At 66.2% G+C, this 18992-nt stretch carries 12 protein-coding genes; 10 read left to right on the plus strand and 2 right to left on the minus strand.

The features are described 5' to 3' along the window. The first annotated feature begins 48 nt into the window (after positions 1 to 48). The 9 genes from phoB to lpxH all read left to right on the plus strand — a co-directional run bounded on the left by phoB (position 49) and on the right by lpxH (position 15117). On the plus strand, positions 49 to 738 hold the full coding sequence (phoB, locus tag AC5P7R_RS03175) for a phosphate regulon transcriptional regulator PhoB (RefSeq protein ID WP_005408258.1): 690 nt from the start codon (positions 49 to 51) through the stop codon (positions 736 to 738). Between the two features lie 106 nt (positions 739 to 844). Next, entirely contained in the window at positions 845 to 2176 is a 1332-nt protein-coding gene (gene phoR / locus AC5P7R_RS03180; RefSeq protein WP_019659537.1) for a phosphate regulon sensor histidine kinase PhoR, read from the plus strand. 4 nt (positions 2177 to 2180) lie between these two features. Beyond that, complete coding sequence (gene ppk1 / locus AC5P7R_RS03185) at positions 2181 to 4268, plus strand: polyphosphate kinase 1 (protein ID WP_019659538.1); 2088 nt, start codon at positions 2181 to 2183, stop codon at positions 4266 to 4268. A 170-nt stretch (positions 4269 to 4438) separates the two neighbouring features. Then, a complete protein-coding gene (ppx, locus tag AC5P7R_RS03190; protein WP_019659539.1) occupies positions 4439 to 5965 on the plus strand; it encodes an exopolyphosphatase in 1527 nt (508 codons plus the stop codon). Between the two features lie 273 nt (positions 5966 to 6238). Continuing rightward, positions 6239 to 9235 carry a TonB-dependent receptor domain-containing protein gene (locus tag AC5P7R_RS03195; RefSeq protein ID WP_495213765.1) on the plus strand — a complete coding sequence of 999 codons (2997 nt, stop codon included), beginning with the start codon at positions 6239 to 6241 and terminating at the stop codon, positions 9233 to 9235. Between the two features lie 336 nt (positions 9236 to 9571). Further along, positions 9572 to 12496 (plus strand): TonB-dependent receptor domain-containing protein, encoded by a 2925-nt coding sequence (locus AC5P7R_RS03200; protein ID WP_495213762.1) that lies wholly within the window; start codon positions 9572 to 9574, stop codon positions 12494 to 12496. Between the two features lie 143 nt (positions 12497 to 12639). Beyond that, positions 12640 to 13785: a glycosyltransferase family 4 protein gene (locus AC5P7R_RS03205; protein ID WP_021202985.1), complete on the plus strand. Its 1146-nt coding sequence runs from the start codon at positions 12640 to 12642 to the stop codon at positions 13783 to 13785. Beyond that, the gene (locus AC5P7R_RS03210) at positions 13766 to 14305 is read left to right on the plus strand and encodes a phosphatase PAP2 family protein (protein ID WP_010483928.1); all 540 of its coding nucleotides are present in this window, start codon (positions 13766 to 13768) and stop codon (positions 14303 to 14305) included. Before AC5P7R_RS03205 ends, AC5P7R_RS03210 begins: the two co-directional genes overlap by 20 nt. A gap of 65 nt (positions 14306 to 14370) precedes the next feature. After that, complete coding sequence (gene lpxH / locus AC5P7R_RS03215) at positions 14371 to 15117, plus strand: UDP-2,3-diacylglucosamine diphosphatase (protein WP_021202987.1); 747 nt, start codon at positions 14371 to 14373, stop codon at positions 15115 to 15117. An 87-nt stretch (positions 15118 to 15204) separates the two neighbouring features. On the opposite strand, the gene AC5P7R_RS03220 is transcribed toward lpxH, so the two are convergent. Continuing rightward, positions 15205 to 16458 (minus strand): M12 family metallo-peptidase, encoded by a 1254-nt coding sequence (locus AC5P7R_RS03220; RefSeq protein WP_019659545.1) that lies wholly within the window; start codon positions 16456 to 16458, stop codon positions 15205 to 15207. Positions 16459 to 16683: 225 nt separating this feature from the next. Here AC5P7R_RS03220 and AC5P7R_RS03225 point away from each other — a divergent pair, with 225 nt between their 5' ends. Next, positions 16684 to 18141: a T6SS phospholipase effector Tle1-like catalytic domain-containing protein gene (locus AC5P7R_RS03225; RefSeq protein ID WP_227854103.1), complete on the plus strand. Its 1458-nt coding sequence runs from the start codon at positions 16684 to 16686 to the stop codon at positions 18139 to 18141. A gap of 22 nt (positions 18142 to 18163) precedes the next feature. Here the strand turns inward: AC5P7R_RS03225 and AC5P7R_RS03230 are convergent, their stop codons facing one another. Then, entirely contained in the window at positions 18164 to 18988 is an 825-nt protein-coding gene (locus tag AC5P7R_RS03230; RefSeq protein WP_111097982.1) for a ferritin-like domain-containing protein, read from the minus strand. Positions 18989 to 18992 lie beyond the last annotated feature (4 nt).

Below are 18992 nucleotides of genomic sequence, written 5' to 3' on the forward strand. Positions count from 1 at the left end.
CCGTAGTCTACTGGCACCACTCCAGTAACCGAGCCCTACGGTGTCCTCGTGCAGAAACGCATCCTGATCGTCGATGACGAGCCCGCGATCCGTGAAATGGTCGCCTTCGCCCTTCGCAAGGGCGATTACGAACCGGTCCACGCCGGCGATGCCCGGGAGGCCCAGACTGCGATCGCCGACCGCGTCCCCGACCTGATCCTGCTGGACTGGATGCTGCCCGGTACGAGTGGCCTGGACCTGGCCCGTCGCTGGCGCAAGGAAACGCTGACCCGCGAAGTGCCGATCATCATGCTGACCGCGCGCGGCGAAGAGAACGACCGCGTTGGCGGCCTTGAAGCCGGCGTCGACGACTATGTGGTCAAGCCGTTCTCGGCGCGCGAACTGCTGGCCCGCATCCGCGCGGTGATGCGCCGCGCCCGCGAGGACGACGAGGACGGCAGCGTGGCGGTCGGCCCGATCCGCATCGATGGCGCGGCGCATCGCGTATTCGCCAATGACCAGCCGGTGCCGATCGGCCCGACCGAATACCGCCTGCTGCACTTCTTCATGACCCACCCGGAGCGCGTCTATACCCGCGCCCAGCTGCTGGACCATGTGTGGGGCGGCAGCGTGTACGTGGAGGAGCGCACCATCGACGTGCACATCCGCCGCCTGCGCAAGACGCTGGAACCGTTCAACGCCGAGAACATGGTGCAGACCGTGCGCGGCGCCGGCTACCGTTTCTCCACTGCCACCTGAGTCTCGTCGTGCCGGCGCCAAGCACCTGCGGGTGCCGGCGCCGGCAACTCTGCTATAACCCTCGGTTCACCCCAGTGAACCGCCGCACCTCAACGACGAGATCGCAATGCCCCGCCACATCCGCTCTGCCTGGTTGAAGACCCTGGCCACCGTTGCCGCGGTGCTGCTGTTCGCCGGACTGGTGGGGTGGCTCTCGGGGCATCTGTGGCTGTGCATCGCACTGGGCGCGCTGGCCACCCTGGCTTGGCACTACTGGCGGCTGCGCAGCGTGCTGCGGCGGCTGACCGCGCGCCAGCGCTGGGACACCGCCGAGGAAGGCAGCGGCGTCTGGAACGAGCTGGACCGCCTGCTGTACCGCAACCAGGTGGAAATGCGCGTACGCAAGCGCCGCCTGCTGGACATGCTGCGCAGCTACCGCGCCGCTGCCGCCGCGCTTCCCGATGCGGTGGTGGTGCTGGACCGCAACAGCCAGCGCGTGCAGTGGTTCAACGAAGCGGCTACTGCCCTGCTCGGCCTGCACCATCCCGGCGACCTTGGCGAGGCCCTGGTCGAACGCCTGCAGCCAATGCCGCTGGCGCACTGGCTGGCCGGTGGCCGCAACGCCGAGCCGATCCTGGACGTGCCCTCGCCGGTCGACCCGGCGATCCGCCTGAATCTGCGCCTGATTCCCTATTCGTCGGATTACTGGCTGCTGATCGCGCGTGACGTCAGCAAGCTGCTTCGCCTGGAACAGGTGCGCCGCGACTTCGTGGCCAATGTTTCACACGAACTGCGCACGCCGCTCACCGTGGTCCACGGCTACCTGGACATGATGGACCCGGAGGATTTCCCGGGAACCGGACCGATGCTGGAGGAAATGCGCAAGCAGAGCCAGCGCATGGCCCAGCTGGTGGAAGACCTGCTGACGCTGTCGCGCCTGGAATCGCAGGAACACAGCGAGGAAGAGACCGTGGCCATGCAGCCGATGCTGGCAACCCTGCGCCGCGAGGCCGAAGCGCACAGCCAGGGCCGCCACCAGATCAGCATCGACGATCTGGCCGGCGTCGACCTGCAGGGCTCGACCAAGGAGCTTCACAGCGCCTTCTCCAACCTGGTCACCAACGCGGTGCGCTACACCCCGGCCGGTGGCCGCATCGCGGTGGAGTTCCGCCGCGAGGGCGACGGCGCCGTGCTGGCCGTGCGCGATTCCGGCTACGGCATTCCCGCCACGCACCTGCCGCGCCTGACCGAACGCTTCTACCGGGTTTCCAGCAGCCGCTCACGCGAGAGTGGCGGTACCGGACTGGGCCTGTCGATCGTCAAGCACATCCTCGGCCTGCACCACGCACGGCTGGAGATCGAAAGCGAAGTCGGCAAGGGCTCGGTGTTCTCCTGCCATTTCGATGCCGACCACGTGCGCCCGCGCGAGTCCGCCCCCCTGACCTCCATCGAAGAATGACGCCATGAGCAGCCTCGGATCCCTCCCCCTCCCCGTGAGCCCGGACAACGATCCGTTGCGCGACCCGGCGCTGTACATCAACCGTGAGCTGTCGCAGCTGGATTTCAACTTCCGCGTGCTGGCCCAGGCGATGGACCCGCAGGTGCCGCTGCTGGAGCGCCTGCGCTTCATGTGCATCTCCTGCACCAACCTCGACGAGTTCTTCGAGATCCGCGCCGCCGCCGTGCGCCACGCGCAGGAGTTCGGCCTGCCGCCGGCACCGGACGGGATGAGCCCGCAGGCCATCCTCAGCGCCATTCATGACCGCGCCGCCGAACTGGTGGACCAGCAGTACCGCTGCTGGAACGAGACGCTGCGCCCGGCGCTGATGGACGCCGGCATCGGCGTGCTCGGCCGCCATTCCTGGACCGATAGGCAAAGGCGCTGGCTGCGCGCCTATTTCCGCAACGAGATCATGCCGGTGCTGTCGCCGCTGGGCCTGGACCCGGTGCATCCGTTCCCGAAGATCCTCAACAAGTCGCTGAATATCGTGGTGGTGCTCAAAGGCACCGACGCGTTCGGCCGCGCCGGCCACCTGGCCATCGTGCGTGCGCCGCGCTCACTGCCGCGCATCATCCAGCTGCCGGAAAAGCTGGGCGGATCACAGAATTTCGTGTTCCTGTCGTCGGTGCTGTCCACCTTCGTCGATGAGCTGTTCCCGGGCATGGAAGTCCAGGGCGCCTACCAGTTCCGCGTCACCCGCAACTCCGAGCTGGTGGTGGATGAGGAGGAAGTGGAAAACCTGGCGCTGGCGCTGCGCGACGAGCTGGTGGACCGCGGCTACCGGCCGGCGGTGCGCCTGGAGATCGCCCACGACATGCCGCGTGAGATCGTGCGCACCCTGCTGCAGAATTTCGGCCTGACCGAGAACGCGGTCTACCGCATTGATGGCCCGGTCAACCTCAACCGCATCATCCAGCTGTACGACCTGATCGCGCAGCCGGACCTGAAGTACCCGCCGATGACCCCGCGCACCCTGCGCGACAGCGACGGCATCTTCGAGACAGTGACACGCCAGGACCTGCTGCTGCACCATCCGTTCGATGCCTTCACCGCGGTGCTGGACCTGATCCGGCAGGCGGCGATCGATCCGAACGTCCTGGCGATCAAGCAGACCCTGTACCGCACCGGCAAGGATTCGCTGATCGTCGATGCACTGATCCAGGCCGCGCGCAACGGCAAGGACGTGACCGTGGTGGTTGAACTGCGCGCGCGCTTCGACGAGGAAGCCAACCTGGGCCTGGCCGATCGCCTGCAGGAGGCCGGCGTGCAGGTGGTGTACGGCGTGGTCGGCTACAAGACCCACGCCAAGATGCTGCTGATCGTGCGCCGCGAAGGCCGCAAACTGCGCCGCTATGTACACCTGGGCACCGGCAACTACCACAGCGGTACCGCCCGCGCGTACACCGACATCAGCCTGATCACGGCTGACCCGGACATCGGCAACGACGTGCACCTGCTGTTCCAGCAGCTGTCCGGCCTCGCCTCGAAGATGAAGCTCAAGCGCCTGCTGCAGTCGCCCTTCACTCTGCATACCGGCATCCTCGGCCGCATCGAGCGCGAGACGCGCATCGCCGCCGCCGGCCGCCCGGCGCGGATCATCGCCAAGATGAACGCGTTGAACGAACCGCAGGTGGTGCGCGCCCTGTACGCGGCCTCGCAGGCCGGCGTGCAGATCGACCTGATCATCCGCGGCGCCTGCACCCTGCGCCCGGGTGTGCCGGGCATCTCGGACAACATCCGCGTGCGCTCGATCGTCGGCCGCTTCCTGGAACACAGCCGCGTCTACTGGTTCGGCAACGACGGCGCTCCGGAAATGTACTGCGCCAGCGCCGACTGGCTGGAGCGCAACCTGCTGCGCCGGGTCGAGACCTGCTTCCCGATCCTCGACCCGGAGCTGGCCAAGCGGGTCTATCGCGAAGTGCTGCAGAACTACCTGGACGACAATCTCAACGCCTGGGAACTGGATGCCGACGGCATCTACCACAAGCGCGCGCCGGCGCACGACGAAGCGCCGCATTCCGCGCAGATGGCATTGATGCAGGGGCTGTAGTCCTGCCCCGGTGGATCCCGACCGCTGGTCGGGATTCGATCAGTGCCGACCAACGGTCGGCACCCACCCACAGCGGGATCTGACCCCTTGCCATCGTGCTGCACGCCTCCTTCCAAAATGTGAAGGCCGCGCGGTGACGAGCACACCGCCCCTTCGGCTAACATTCGTCCATGCCGCATACCACCACGACTCCGCCCGCATTGCAGGATGGCGACCTGCTGGCCGCCATCGACCTTGGCTCCAACAGTTTCCACATGGTCATCGCGCGCTACACGCTCGGTCAGCTGCGGGTGATCGACCGCCTGCGCGAGACGGTGCGCATGGCCGATGGCCTGGATGGCAAGGGTGGTCTCTCTTCCGCTGCACGCCAACGTGCCCTGGAATGCCTGGCCCGCTTCGGCCAGCGCATCCGCAATGTGCCGCCGCACCGGGTGCGTGCGCTGGCCACCAACACCGTGCGCCAGCTGCGCTCGCCGCAGTCGTTCCTGGTTCCCGCCGAAACCGCGCTCGGGCATGCCATCGAAGTGGTCAGCGGTCGCGAAGAAGCGCGCCTGATCTACCTGGGCGTGGCCCATGCGCAACCACCCAAGCCCGGCCAGCGCCGGCTGGTGATCGATATCGGCGGCGGCTCCACGGAGTTCATCATCGGCATGGGCATGCAGACCCTGGAGCGCGAAAGCCTGCAGGCCGGCTGCATCGCCAGCACACGGCGTTTCTTCCCTGGCGGCAAGCTGAGCAAGAAGCGCTGGAAGGATGCGCTGGCCGAGATCGGCCGTGAGTTCCAGCCCTTCGCCAGCAAGTACCGTGCGCTGGGCTGGCAGGAAGCCCTGGGTTCTTCAGGCACGCACAAGGCGATCAGCGAGATCTGCGCAACGATGAAGCTGAGCAAGGGCGCGATCACCGCCGAGGCCCTGCCGCAGCTGCGCGATGAACTGCTGAAGGCGAAGAAGATCGACGACATCCAGCTGCCCGGGTTGTCCAGCGACCGCCGCCCGATCATCGCAGGCGGGATCCTGGTACTGGAAGCCGCGTTCCAGGCGCTGGGCCTGCAGAAACTGCTGGTGAGCAAGGCCGCGATGCGCGAAGGCATCCTGTATGACATCGTCGGCCGCGCCGGCGAGAACGACCTGCGTGATGAATCGGTGGCCGCACTCAGCCAGCGCTACGGCATCGATACCGTGCAGGCCGAGCGGGTGCAGGAGACCGCGCTGTCGCTGCTGGAACAGGTGCAGGATCGCTGGAGGCTCGATGCCGACGATGCGCGCATGCTCGGCTGGGCCGCGCGCCTGCACGAGCTGGGCCTGATGATCGCGCACAGCGGCTACCACGTGCACGGCAGCTATGTGCTGGAGCACTCGGATATCGCCGGCTTCTCGCGCCAGGAGCAGCAGATGCTGGCCGCGCTGGTGCGCAGCCACCGCCGCAGCGTGACCAAGACCGCCTTCGACGCCCTGCCCGAGCGCCTGCTGCTGACCGCACGCCGGCTGGCAGCCCTGCTGCGCCTGGCGGTGCTGCTCAACCGTGCCCATGAGGACGATCCGCTGCCGGCACTGGAACTGACCGCCGACGACAACCGCCTGTCGCTGATCGTGCCGCAGGCCTTCATCGATGCCCGGCCGCTGCTGCGCGCGGACCTGATCGGCGAGACCGATGGCATCGCCGGGCTGGGCATCCAGTTCCGGCCGTTCGTGGCCTGAGCGCCGCGCCTCCACGAGGGGAGTAGGTCACACACCGTTACAGTTCGCGCACGTGCCCCGCATAGATCTGCTGCGATGCAGCAGATCATGTCGAGCAAGCGCATTCAGCGTGACCGCTAAGCGACTGCTTTTGTTGAGCTTTCGTGAAATCTGATGAAGAAAGCTGGTACAAACCGACATATCCTCTTTACAGAGACTTAACCAACGAGACTACTATCGGGTCATCGGTCCGCTTATCGGCGACCGATTTCTTCGACGCCCCTTTTGGCGTCCCTGCACGACCTGAGAGAGAGAGCTCGTCATGACTTCACGCACCACCCCCTGGGGCAGGCCATCCGCTACGCCCTGGCAACCACTGCGACGCTGGCCGCGCTGCCTGCGTTCGCCCAGAGTGGCAGCACTGCCGCGCCGACCACCCTGGATCGCATCGAGATCACTGGCTCGCGCATCCGCCAGGTGGACGTGGAGACCGCACAGCCGGTCCTGGCACTGAGCCGGCTGGACATCGAGCGCCAGGGCTTCAGCTCGGTGGCCGACATCCTGCAGAACGTCACCGCGATGGGCAGCCCGGCGATCAGCCGCGCAAACGCACTGAGCTCGGGCGAAAACACCGGCGGCACCTACATCGACATGCGCAACCTGGGCGCGCAGCGCACCCTGGTGCTGGTCAATGGCAAGCGTCTGGGCATCAGCACCTCCGGCTACCAGGACGTGTCCTCGCTGCCGGTGTCTGCGGTGGAGCGCATTGAAGTGCTGAAGGACGGCGCCTCGGCCATCTACGGTTCCGACGCGATGGCGGGCGTGATCAACATCATCACCCGCTCCAACGTCAACGGCGTGACCGCCAATGTCTACCACGGCCAGTACAGCGAAGGCGACGGTGCCCGTGACCGCTTCGATGTGGTCGGCGGCTGGAGCAACGATCGCGTGTCGCTGACCCTGGCACTGGAGCACTCCGAAGAAAAGAGCGTCTGGGCAAAGGACCGCTGGTTCAGCAAGTACGGCGTGAGCGACCGCCACCCGAACGACGCCTCCAACTGGACCACGCTGAGCCAGTGGGGCCAGGTTACCGGCCTGAAGGGCGGCCCGGGCTGCACCAACGCCACCCAGGGGTGTGGCTACTCGCTCAACCGCGGCGCTGACCCGACCAACCCGGCCAACTACCACCTGACCGACGCAACCCCGTTCACCGGCGACGTCAGCAACGCCAACGAACAGATGCACGTCATGTATCCGCTCAAGCGTGATTCGGTGTACTTCGACGGTCGCTTCAAGATCACCGACCAGGTCAACCTGCGCACCGAATTCGGCTACAACAAGCGTTCGGCCGAGCGCCAGATTGCAGGCTACCCGCTGCAGTCCAGCTCGGTGTCCATCTCCGGTGACCCGACCGCCACCGGCCTGATGTCCAAGGACAGCTACTTCAACCCGTTCGGCACCCAGCACGGCTATGCCAGGCCAACCGACGTGGCCTGGAACCGCCGCACCTGGGAAATCCCGCGCGTGAGCACCAGCGAACTGAAGACCTACCGTGCGGTAGTGTCGCTGGATGGCAGCTTCGAGATCGGCCAGCGCTACTTCGACTGGGACGTGGGCTACCAGTACAACCGCAACGAGCTGACCGCCACCGCCACCGGCAACCTGCACAAGAAGCGCGTGCGCGACGCCGTGGGCCCGTCGTTCCTGGATCCGGCCACCGGCAAGGTGATGTGTGGCCGTCCGGGCGCGGTGATCAGCGGCTGCACGCCGTGGAACCCGCTGGTGCCCTACGGCAGAAACGATCCGAACGGACTGACCGGCAATGAAGAGCTGATGGCCTGGCTGTTCCCGGCGGAGCACACCACCGGCCGGACCACCACCAAGAACGCGTTCGCCAATCTGTCCGGCAGCATCCTGACCCTGCCGGCCGGCGACCTGGGCTTCGCCTTCGGTGTGGAAAGCCGAAAGGAAGATGGCCGCTACACCCCCGATGCCCTGGCCCAGACCGGTGCCACCACCAACCTGGCCGCTGGCCCGACCGGTGGCAGCTACAACGTGAAGGAAGCCTACCTGGAACTCAACGTGCCGGTGCTGGCCGACCTGCCCGGCGCACGCGAGCTGAGCTTCAATGCCGCTACCCGCTATTCCAAGTACAACACCTTCGGCAACACGCTCAACAGCAAGTTCGGCTTCAAGTGGAAGCCGATCGACCAGCTGCTGGTCCGTGGTACCTGGGCCGAGGGCTTCCGCGCACCGACCATCAACGATCTGTACGGTGGTGGTTCGGAAACCTTCGCGCAGTTCAGCGACCCGTGCGACACCGTGTTCGGCTCGGCCAAAGGCAGTGCCGAAGTCCGCGCACGGTGCGCACGTGACATCGCCGATGCAGCCAACTTCCGCCAGCTGAAGCAGGGCAACACGCCGGTAACCACGGCGCAGGATGCCACCCCGACGCCGTTCGTGTCCGGCTCCAACCCGCTACTGGTTCCGGAGACCTCGACCAGCAAAACGCTGGGCCTGGTGTGGAGCCCGACCTTCCTCAGCAACTTCAACGTGGCGCTGGACTGGTGGAAGATCCGCATCGACAACACCATCGTCGGTGACAGCCCCAACCAGATCCTGAAGGATTGCTATGAGCAGGGCATCGAATCGCGCTGCAGCCGCTTCACCCGCGATCCGTCCAACGGCATCGTCACCGGCCTGAAGTTCGGCAACCGCAATGCCGGTTTCGCCGAGACCGAGGGCTACGACCTGGATGTCAGCTATCGCGTCGACACCGGCTACGGCAAGCTGAGCGCAGGTTGGACCAGTACCTATGTGAGCAAGAACGTCTACCGCTCCACCAATGATGTCCGCGATGCGATCACGCCGATCAACGGCGTGGCCAACACCATCGGCACCGCTACCAGCCTTGCGTTCCGCGTGCGCTCGAACCTGGTGCTGGGCTGGGATGTGGGTGACTTCGGCGTCAGCTGGACGGCACGCTACTACTCCGGTGTGAAGGAGCGCTGCCTCAACGCCTCGCGGTATGCGGACGAATGCTCCGATCCGACCTTCCTGGCTCCGTGGCTGAAGTCGCCGACCGCTTACAACGAGCGCGGCGCGGTGACCTTCCACGACGTGCAGTTCCGCTACAACCTGCCGTGGGATGCAACCGTGTCGGTGGGCGCGAACAATGTGTTCGGCAAGGAAGCGCCGGTGATGTACAGCAAGCCGAACTCGTCGTTCTCCTACTACGGTGGCTACGACATCGGTCGTTTCATGTACATGAAGTACCAGCAGCGCTTCTGATCCACCCGCGTTGCTGACGCTTGTCGACCACGGCCCTTCGGGGCCGTGGTTCTTTCTGATTCTGCGCAGACTGTCGCTTTCCACATTGCCCGTGCTGCGTTCCATCAGGGACCCGGCCCGCTGCCTCGCCTCCGCCGTAACGCCGCAGGCCGGAGCAATCGATTGATCTGCTTCCGCTTTGTGCAGAAACGTCACACCTGTCTGCACGACTTTCGTCGCTTGCCCATACGTCTCCGCGCCCGTCTTCACTAGGTTCGAACGTCCACCACCGCGGTGGCATTGACGCAGCCCCGCTTGGCTGTGTTCCGAAGACTTCGAAGACCGAGAGAGAGACCCATGACCATCCGTATTCCCGAACTGGGGTTGGCGATCCGTCGTGCACTGACGATGACGGCCACCACCGCACTGGCCGCCCCCGCATTCGCCCAGCATGCACCGGAAGCCACCACGCTGGACCGTATCGAGATCACCGGTTCGCGCATCCGCCAGGTCGACCTGGAAACCGCACAGCCGGTGCTGACCATCAGCCGCGCCGACATCGAGCGGCAGGGCTTCAATTCCGTCGCGGACATCCTGCAGAACCTGACCGCGACCGGCAGCCCCGCGCTCAGCCGCGCCAGCCCGCTCAGCAGTGGCGAAGCCTCCGGCGGCAGCTACGTGGACATGCGCGGGCTGGGGGCGCAGCGCACGCTGGTGCTGGTCAACGGCAAGCGCCTGGGCATGACCACTTCGGGTTACCAGGACATTTCCAGCATTCCCGCCGCTGCCGTGGAGCGCATGGAAGTGCTGAAGGACGGCGCTTCGGCCATCTACGGTTCCGACGCGATGGCCGGCGTGGTCAACATCATCACCCGGCGCAACGTCCAGGGCGTGGCGGCCAACGTCTACCACGGGCAGTTCAGCGAAGGTGACGGTGCGCGCACCCAGTACGACGTGGTTGCCGGCTGGTCGAACGACCGCGCCTCGATCAGCGTCGCCGCCGAGCATGTCGAAGAGAAGGGCGTATGGGCCAAGGACCGCGGCTTCAGCGCCTACAGCTACACCGATCGTCATCCGGACGATGGCTGGACCACGGTCGGCCAGTGGGGGCGCATCGTCGGCTTCAAGGGCCCGGGCTGCAGCAGCAGCCGTGGCTGCAGCTATTCCCTCGACCGCGGCAGCCAGCCGGGCGGGCCGGACAGTTTCCACCTCAGTGACAACACACCGTTCACCGGTGATGTCAGCAACAGCAACGAGCAGATGCACGTGCAGACACCGATCAAGCGCGATTCGCTCTTTGTCGACGCACGCATGGATATGAACGACCAGGTCCGCTTCAGTACGCAGCTGGCCTACAACCGGCGTACCACCACGCGCCAGGTCGCCGGCTATCCGTTCCAGTCCGCTGCGGCCGGCATCACGCCGATGTCCGCCGACAGCTGGTTCAACCCGTTCGGCAGCCACCACGGCTATGAACACCCAAGCGACGTGCACTGGAACCGCCGCACCTGGGAGATTCCGCGGGTCAGCATCAGCGAACTGACCACCTGGCAGGGTGTGGCCGCGTTTGAAGGCAGCTTCCAGTTCGTCGGTCGCGAGTTCGATTGGGAAGCCGGCTACCAGTACAACCGCAGCGAACTGGAGCAGCGTGCCACCGGCAACCTGCACAAGCAGCGCGTCGCCGATTCCACCGGCCCTTCGTTCTACAACCCGGCCACCGGCAAGGTGGAATGCGGTACACCGGAGGCACCGATTGCCGGCTGCAAGCCCTGGAATCCGCTGGTGCCGTATGGCCAGGATGACCCTTACGGCCTGACCGGCAACAGCGAACTGCAGGACTGGCTGTTCCCCGAGGAAATCACCCGTGGCAGAAACACCACCCGCAACCTGTTCGCCAGCCTCAGTGGAGGCCTTGCCACGCTGCCTGCGGGGGAACTGGGCTTCGCCCTGGGCGTGGAGAGCCGCCGCGAGGAGGGGCGCTTCATTCCCGACGCGCTGGCCCAGACCGGTGCCACCACCAACCTGGCGGCGGGCCCCACTGGAGGGGGTTACCGCGTCGACGAGGCCTACCTGGAGCTGAGCGTGCCGTTGCTGCACGACCTCCCCGGTGCACGCCAGCTGACCCTCGACGCGGCAACGCGCTACTCGGACTACACCACCTTCGGCGGAACCCTCAACAGCAAGTTCGGCGTGTCGTGGAAGCCGATCGACCAGCTGCTGGTCCGTGGCACCTGGGCGCAGGGCTTCCGTGCACCGACCATCGCGAATCTGTACGGTGGGGGTTCGCAGACCTTCACCACCGGCTTCCGTGACCCCTGCGATACGGTGTATGGCGCGGCCGCCAGCAGCCCGGAGGTGCGTGCACGCTGCGCCGCCGACATCGCCAATGCAGACAGCTACCGCCAGCTCGGCCAGGGCAATGAGGCGATCACCGGCAGCAGCGGGCAGACACCGCTGCCCTTCACCAACGGTTCCAATCCCGACCTGAAGCCGGAAACGTCTACCAGCCGCACCCTGGGCCTGGTGTGGAGCCCGACGTTTGCCGAAGGGCTGAACATCGCGCTGGACTGGTGGAAGATCCGCATCGACAACACCATTGTCGCCGACCACCCCAACGACATCCTCCGCGACTGCTACGAACTGGGCATCGCCGAGCGCTGCGGCAGCTTTACCCGCGACCCGGAGCTGGGCATCGTCAACACGCTCAGCTATGGCAGCCGCAACAGCGGTTTCCGCCAGGCCGAAGGCTATGACCTGGAGATCGGCCACAAGATCGAAACCTCCTGGGGCACGTTGAGCGCCGACTGGAAGACCACCTATGTGGTCGCTGCGGAGCAACGGACCACCAACGAGGCGGATGTACCGCCGATTCCCAGCAATGGCATCGCCACCGACGGTGGCATCGGCTTCCGCGTGCGCTCCAACGCATCGCTGGGCTGGGAACGCGGCAACCTCGGCCTGACTTGGGGCCTGCGCTACTTCTCTGCGGTCAAGGAGCGCTGCCTGGGCGTTGATGAGTATCCGAACGAGTGTTCGCACCCCGACCAGCGCGCACCATGGTTCAGCGGCAGCCGTGACTACAACCGTCGCGGATCGGTCACCTTCCACGACGTGCAGGCACGCTACAACCTGCCATGGGATGCGACCGTCTCGATCGGTGCCAACAATGTGTTCGGCCGCCAGGGTCCGGTCATGTACAGCCAGCCGAGCGCCAATTTCTCCTACTACGGTGGCTTCGACATTGGTCGTTTCATCTACATGAAATACCAGCAGCGCTTCTGATCCACCGCGCTTGCTGCAGCACCGCCACGGCCCTTCGGGGCCGTGGCTCCACGGCAACCGGACGGCCGTCATCCCGTGGTCGCAAAGCGGTCATATCCGCTACATCGCCAGGCCCGAGCATGCCGGAAACCCGGAGGCCCGCCATGCGCTATGCCATCGTCACCGAGACCTACCCGCCGGAAGTGAACGGCGTTGCCCTCACCGTGCAGGGCCTGGAGCAGGGACTGCGCAATTCCGGCCATGAAATCGACCTGATCCGGCCACGCCAGGCCAGCGAAGCACCGGACTCGGCGCCAGGTGCGCTGCTGGTTCCGGGCGCCGCACTGCCGCGCTACCCCGGCCTGCGCTTCGGCCTGCCTGCGCCGATCCGGCTCAACCGCCACTGGCAGCAGCGGCGTCCCGATGCGGTCTACATTGCCACCGAGGGCCCGCTGGGCTGGTCGGCGCTGCGCACCGCACGCCGCCTTGGCATTCCGGTCGCCAGTGGTTTCCACACCCGCTTCGACGAGTACCTGCCCGACTACGGCGTGGCCTGGCTGCAGGCCGCGGCGATGCGCTGGATGCGCCGGTTCCACAATCAGGCCGATGCAACCCTGGTGCCCACCCGCGAACTGCAGCAGTTCCTTGTTGAACAGGGCTTCGACCGCGTGTGCCTGCTGGCGCGCGCGGTCGACAGCCAGCAGTTCGATCCCGGCCGGCGCGACCCGGCGCTGCGCGAGGAATGGGGCGTGGACGGCAATGGCCTGGTCGCGATCTACGTCGGCCGCATCGCCGCGGAAAAGAACCTTGGCCTGGCGGTGAGAGCCTTCCGACGCCTGCAGCAGATCCGGCCCAAAGCCCGCTTCGTATGGGTGGGCGATGGCCCAGCCCGCGAAAAACTGGCACATGAAAACCCGGATTTCATCTTCTGCGGCATCCAGCGCGGCGATGCGCTGGCCCGGCATTTCGCCAGCGGCGATCTGTTCCTGTTCCCCAGCCGCAGCGAGACCTTTGGCAACGTGACCCTGGAAAGCATGGCCAGCGGCCTGGCCACCGTCGCTTTCGACTATGGCGCGGCTCGCGAATACCTGCGTGACGGCGAGAACGGCGCGGCCGTGGAAAACGATGAGCAGTTCATCGAGGCAGCCGTGCAGCTGGCCGCCGATGATGCACGGCGCCGCGAGTTGGGCAGCAGCGCCGCGCGTGCGATGAAGCGCCTGCATCCACAACAGGTGGTTGCCGAATTCGATGCGCTGCTGGCCGAGCTGGCCCAGTCGCGGAGGAGCGGCCATGCGCACTACGCCGCTTGAGCTGCTGGCCGGCCGCGAAGCACGGCTGTGCCGCCGGGCCAACCACTACTGCCGGCGTCGCCGTGTGCGCCGGCTGTTCTCGGTCATCAGCCGGCTCGGCGATGGCGTGTTCTGGTACGTGCTGATGGGCGCACTGGTGCTGCTGGACGGCTTCGACGGACTGCGTGCATCGGTGCACATGGCCGCCACCGGGCTGGCCGCACTGCTGCTCTACAAGGGCCTCAAGCGCTGGACCCGACGCCCTCGCCCGTATGCGGCCGATCTGCGCATCCGCGCCTGGGTGGCGCCGCTGGACGAGTTCAGCTTCCCTTCCGGGCACACCCTGCACGCGGTGTCGTTCACCATCGTCGCGCTGGCCTACTACCCGTGGCTGGCACCGCTGCTGGTTCCCTTCACCTTCGGCGTCGCGCTGTCGCGGGTGGTACTGGGCCTGCACTACCCGTCCGATGTACTGGCCGCCACCGGCATCGCCATCCTGTTGGCCTCGGCCAGCCTGGCCTGGCTGCCGCTGCCGGTGTGATGGCCGCTGCACCGGCCGCGCGTGGCCCGGCGCTACCGTCATCGTTGATGGCCTAGAATGCAGGCATGACCACGCTGTTCATTTCCGACCTGCATCTGGACCCCAGCCGTCCGGAGATCACCGACCTGTTCCTGCGCTTCCTGCGCGACCAGGCGCCCGGCGCCGATGCGCTGTACATCCTGGGCGACCTGTTCGAGGCCTGGATCGGCGACGACACGCCCTCACCCGCCGCCGATGCGGTGGCCGACGCACTGAAGGCACTCTTCGACAGCGGCGTGCCGGTGTACTTCATCCGCGGCAACCGCGATTTCCTGCTCGGCGAGGACTATGCCCGCCGCGCCGGCCTGCGCATCCTGCCCGACCCCTGCGTGATCGAACTGTACGGCCGCCCGGTGCTGCTGCAGCACGGCGACCTGTTGTGCACCGACGACATTCCCTACCAGCAGTTCCGCGCGCAGACGCGCGACCCGGCATTCCAGGCGCAGTTCCTGTCGCAGCCGCTGGCCGCGCGCATCGCCTTCGCGCAGAAGGCGCGTGATGCCAGCCAGGCACGCCAGGCGGAAATGAAGCAGGGTGACCGCGCACAGTTCGAGACCGTCACCGACGTGGCCCCGGCCGAAGTCGATGCCACCTTCGTGCGCCACGGCGTGGATACGATGATCCATGGCCACACCCACCGCCCGGCGGTGCACACGCTGCAGGCCGGTGGACGCACCTGCACCCGCATCGTACTGGGCGACTGGTACGAACAGGGGTCGGTGCTGCGCGTGGATGCCGGCAGCTGGTCGCTGGATACGCTCGCGCGCGAATGATGGATCGCAGGGTGCCAACCAGGGTTGGCATCTACCCGGGCAGGTGCACGCACCCGGGCAGACACCGCCCCTGGCCGGCGCCTGACCTCAGCGGAAGCCCGCGATGGTGGCCTTGGTATTGACCAGCACGCGCTGGTTGTCGGCGGTACTGGCGTTGCCCATCGGGATGCCGTTGTAGCTGATGTTCGGGTTGGACCAGTAGTTCAGGCGCGGGCAGCTGCGGGTGCAGTTGTAGGCCATGATCGTGCGCCAGCCGGTGCCGCTGGACGGCTCATAGCGATAACCATGGCCATAGGCGTACGGCGAGGTGCTCGGGTCGGTGGCGATATCATGCCGTGCACTCTGCAGGTGGCCGATCTCGTGCGCGAACGAGTAATAGCCTGTCGCGCAATCCCAGTACACCGCCGCGAAGGCGGTGGAAGCCGTCGAGCCTATGCCCGAGGCCAGGCCACAGTACGCACTGTTGTTGATCAGCAGCACGCCCACGTCCGCCGTGTAGGTGTTCCGGCTGGTGTGGATGCTGTCCATGTAGCCGTCGCTGGTGCCACGGAAGCGGGCCAGATCAGTATCGAAGCTGCCCGATTCGGTGTAGTTGGTGGTCTCGTAGCGGGCCAGCTGCATGGTGATGCCCACGTTGCTGTTGACATACCCCTGGTTGGATTCGGCCACGGCCAGCTGCACCAGCGACTGCATGTTGCCGCCATAGGCCGCCACGGCCGCATTGGTCGCCACCACCAGCACGCGGATGGTGGCCGGGGTGCCGGACGACGCCTGTGCGGTACCGATGCGATCGTTGGCGCCCATCGGGATTTTCGGCAGCTGGTTGTAGTCGGCCGGATGGTCGGCCGGCATCCGCGATTCGTCCACTTCCACCAGCACGTGGCGGTTGCCCAGCGGGCGCAGGCGATAGAGCTTGCCGTCCTTGCGGATCGACCCAGTGATGGTGTCGCCCGAGCGCACCAGGATCAGCGAATTGCCCGGATCGTCCTGGCCATTGGACGTGGCAGCGGTCAGCTTGTCCGAAGGGGAGCGGAACTGGCCGTACCAGATGCTGCCGCCATCGGGCAGCGCCTCCACCTTGCTGCGCACCGCCTGCACGCGCCGGCCGAGCAGTTCGAACTCGAGCTGCGGCTGCGCGGTGGCAGCTGCATCGACACGCACTTCCTGTACCGTCGCGGTGGACGGGGTGGCCAGCAGCTTGCCCAGCGCGGGCTCACTGTTTGCCGATGCACGGCTGATGACCGTCACTGGCTCGAACAACGGTGCCGCCTGCGCGGCCGCTGCCACCGACAAACCCAACACCAGGCCACCTGCCGCTTTGCCAATCGATCTGGACAACATTGCGTCGCTCCTTGAATGATGTGAACAGCGTTGATGCAGCACGCCCGGGTTTGCCGGGTTTGGCCATATGGCCTGCGTGGGCCGTGTGAATTCAATAGAAGACGGAGATGAAAATCAGGAACTGTGATCCACCGCATCTACGTTAATTAAGGTCAAAAGCGTCACTACACTTCGCCAATACACCGCTTTCGCGCTACCGTGACGTAGCCACGACGGGACATGCACATGGCTCCATCGCAGGACACGGACGAAGATGTCGGCTTGCTGCGGATAGGCCTGTTCTTCGATGGCACCCGCAACAACGCACACAACCTGGCACGCGGTCGCCCCCGGGTTCCGCAGCCACGTCCTGCGCAGCTGCGTGCGGATGACGATTCGACCTACCAGAGCCGGCTGACCAGCAGCTACGACAACGGCCTGACCAACATCGCACGCCTGCAGCAGCTGTATCCGGACAGCCGCCGCGATGCGATGGCCACACCTTCGCTGTCGATCTACGTGGAAGGCGTGGGCACCCGCGACGATGCCGACGACGACCTGATCGGACTGGCGTTCGGCATCGGCGCCAGTGGTGTGCGCGCGAAAGTGCAGCGCGCGCTGCAGGTGCTGCTTCCGGCCGCACTGTCGGGACTATCCGCACGCTGGCAGCAACCGCTGCATGGCGTGCAGCTGGACCTGTTCGGTTATTCACGCGGCGCTGCGGCCGCACGTGACATCGCCAACCAACTTCAGGGCTGGGACGGCGTGCGCTGGCGCCAGCTGCTACAGGCCGCCGGCCTGTCCTGCACTGCGAACTTCGCCCCGGCCACGCCGGTGCTGCGCTTCATCGGGCTGTTCGACACCGTGGTCGCGGTCAATGGCGGCCGCGCCGAGGAACAGCCGCAACTGGCGCTGCGCAGTGGCATCGCACGCCACGTCGTGCAGCTCACCGCGCGTGATGAACATCGCCAGCACTATGCACTGACCAGCGTGGCGCCGCCGTTCACCGAGATTGCTCTGCCCGGCGTGCACGCCAACATCGGTGGCGGCTACAACCAGCTCGACGAAGGGCCCAAGCTGCTCAGTCGCCCGCGCCGGCAGTTGCTGCGCCGCCCCGCGGTTGCCGACTACCAGATTCCTCCAATGGCGATGCTGCAGGCCACCACGGCCTATGCTGAAACACAGGCCGATGCCGAACGCTGGCGACAGCAGCTGGGCGTGGACGAGAAGGAGATCTGGGTGGATGTCTGGCACCAGTGGCAGCAGCAGCGACGCGCCGGCAGCCGCAGCGTGCTGTTGTCACCGGTGCTGTATGTGACCGCCGCCGTGGTACTGCGCCGGCCCATCGACTGGCGTTACCAGCTGATCGCACTGCAGGTGATGCAGCAGCAGGCCATCGATGCCGGCGTGCAATGGACTGCAAATGCCGCCGAGGTTCCCGGCTGGGAACTGCCGTCCGCCCTGCGGCCTATCGCACGGCGCCTGGTGGCCGGACAGCCACTGACGGCGACACAGGAGGCGCTGCTGCGTCGGCGTTACCTGATGCAGTCGGCGCACTGGAACTTCGATGCGCTGGGCGACACCGCACTGACCTACGCCGCCGATGCCGGCGTCAGCGAACTGCCGTACCGGCCAGGCCCTGGCTTGTTCTATATCAACCGGCCAACCGTGGATGGCAAGCGCGTGGTGTTGCCGAACGCATAAGAAAAGGGGACCTCCCCTGTTCTCAGCCGGCCTGCTCGACAAGGTTGGCCAGCTCATCCGCATCGAACCCGGCCAGCAGGCGCGCTTCCATGTTGAACGGCCCGTGCAGGTAGCCGCCGGCATACTCCACAAGCAGTTCCTTGAAACGTGCGCGCGGCTCGACACCGGCGCGGTCGCAGTACCAGCGGTACCAGCGCGAACCGGCGGCAACATGCGCCACTTCCTCACGCAGGATCACCTCCAGCACATCGGCGGTTTCGCCATCACCGACATTGCGCAGCTTCCCGATCATGCCCGGGGTGACGTCCAGGCCGCGCGCTTCCAGCACGCGTGGCACCAGCGCCATGCGTGCCAGACCATCGTGCGCCGTCTTTTCGCACATTTCCCACAGACCGTTGTGTGCGGGGAAATCAGCGTAGTCGTGGCCATGCACCTGCAGGCGCTCGCGCAGCAGCATGAAATGCCGCGATTCGTCGTCGGCACAGCTGACCCAGTCGGCATGAAACGCCGACGGCAGGCCACGGAAGCGGTACACCGCGTCCCAGGCCAGGTCGATCGCGTTGAGTTCGATATGGGCGATGGCGTGGATGAAGGCAGCCCGACCTTCCACGCCACCCAGTCCGCGCCGCGGAACTTCGCGCGGATGCACCAGCATCAGCTGCGCTGGCCGGCCCGGCATGCGGATCGGTTCCGGCGGTGGCGCATCGGCCGCCACCTTCAGGCGACCGGCACGGAACGCGGCCGCATACGCCTGGGTCAGCGCAACCTTGCGCAGCGGGTCGGCTTCGGCCAGGCACTGCTGCGCTGCGCGCAGCAGGTCGCCACCAACGTCGGGTACATCGACCACGCCT

The organism is Stenotrophomonas sp. YJH_SMC_27 (assembly GCF_059369815.1).

Bases quoted from the DNA above. Each gene is read 5' to 3' on its own strand.
- ppk1 (WP_019659538.1), top strand. From the start codon at position 2,181: ATGAGCAGCCTCGGATCCCTCCCCCTCCCCGTGAGCCCGGACAACGAT.
- AC5P7R_RS03220 (WP_019659545.1), bottom strand. From the start codon at position 16,458: ATGTTGTCCAGATCGATTGGCAAAGCGGCAGGTGGCCTGGTGTTGGGT.
- phoR (WP_019659537.1), top strand. From the start codon at position 845: ATGCCCCGCCACATCCGCTCTGCCTGGTTGAAGACCCTGGCCACCGTT.
- ppx (WP_019659539.1), top strand. From the start codon at position 4,439: ATGCCGCATACCACCACGACTCCGCCCGCATTGCAGGATGGCGACCTG.
- AC5P7R_RS03210 (WP_010483928.1), top strand. From the start codon at position 13,766: ATGCGCACTACGCCGCTTGAGCTGCTGGCCGGCCGCGAAGCACGGCTG.
- AC5P7R_RS03200 (WP_495213762.1), top strand. From the start codon at position 9,572: ATGACCATCCGTATTCCCGAACTGGGGTTGGCGATCCGTCGTGCACTG.
- lpxH (WP_021202987.1), top strand. From the start codon at position 14,371: ATGACCACGCTGTTCATTTCCGACCTGCATCTGGACCCCAGCCGTCCG.
- AC5P7R_RS03205 (WP_021202985.1), top strand. From the start codon at position 12,640: ATGCGCTATGCCATCGTCACCGAGACCTACCCGCCGGAAGTGAACGGC.
- AC5P7R_RS03225 (WP_227854103.1), top strand. From the start codon at position 16,684: ATGGCTCCATCGCAGGACACGGACGAAGATGTCGGCTTGCTGCGGATA.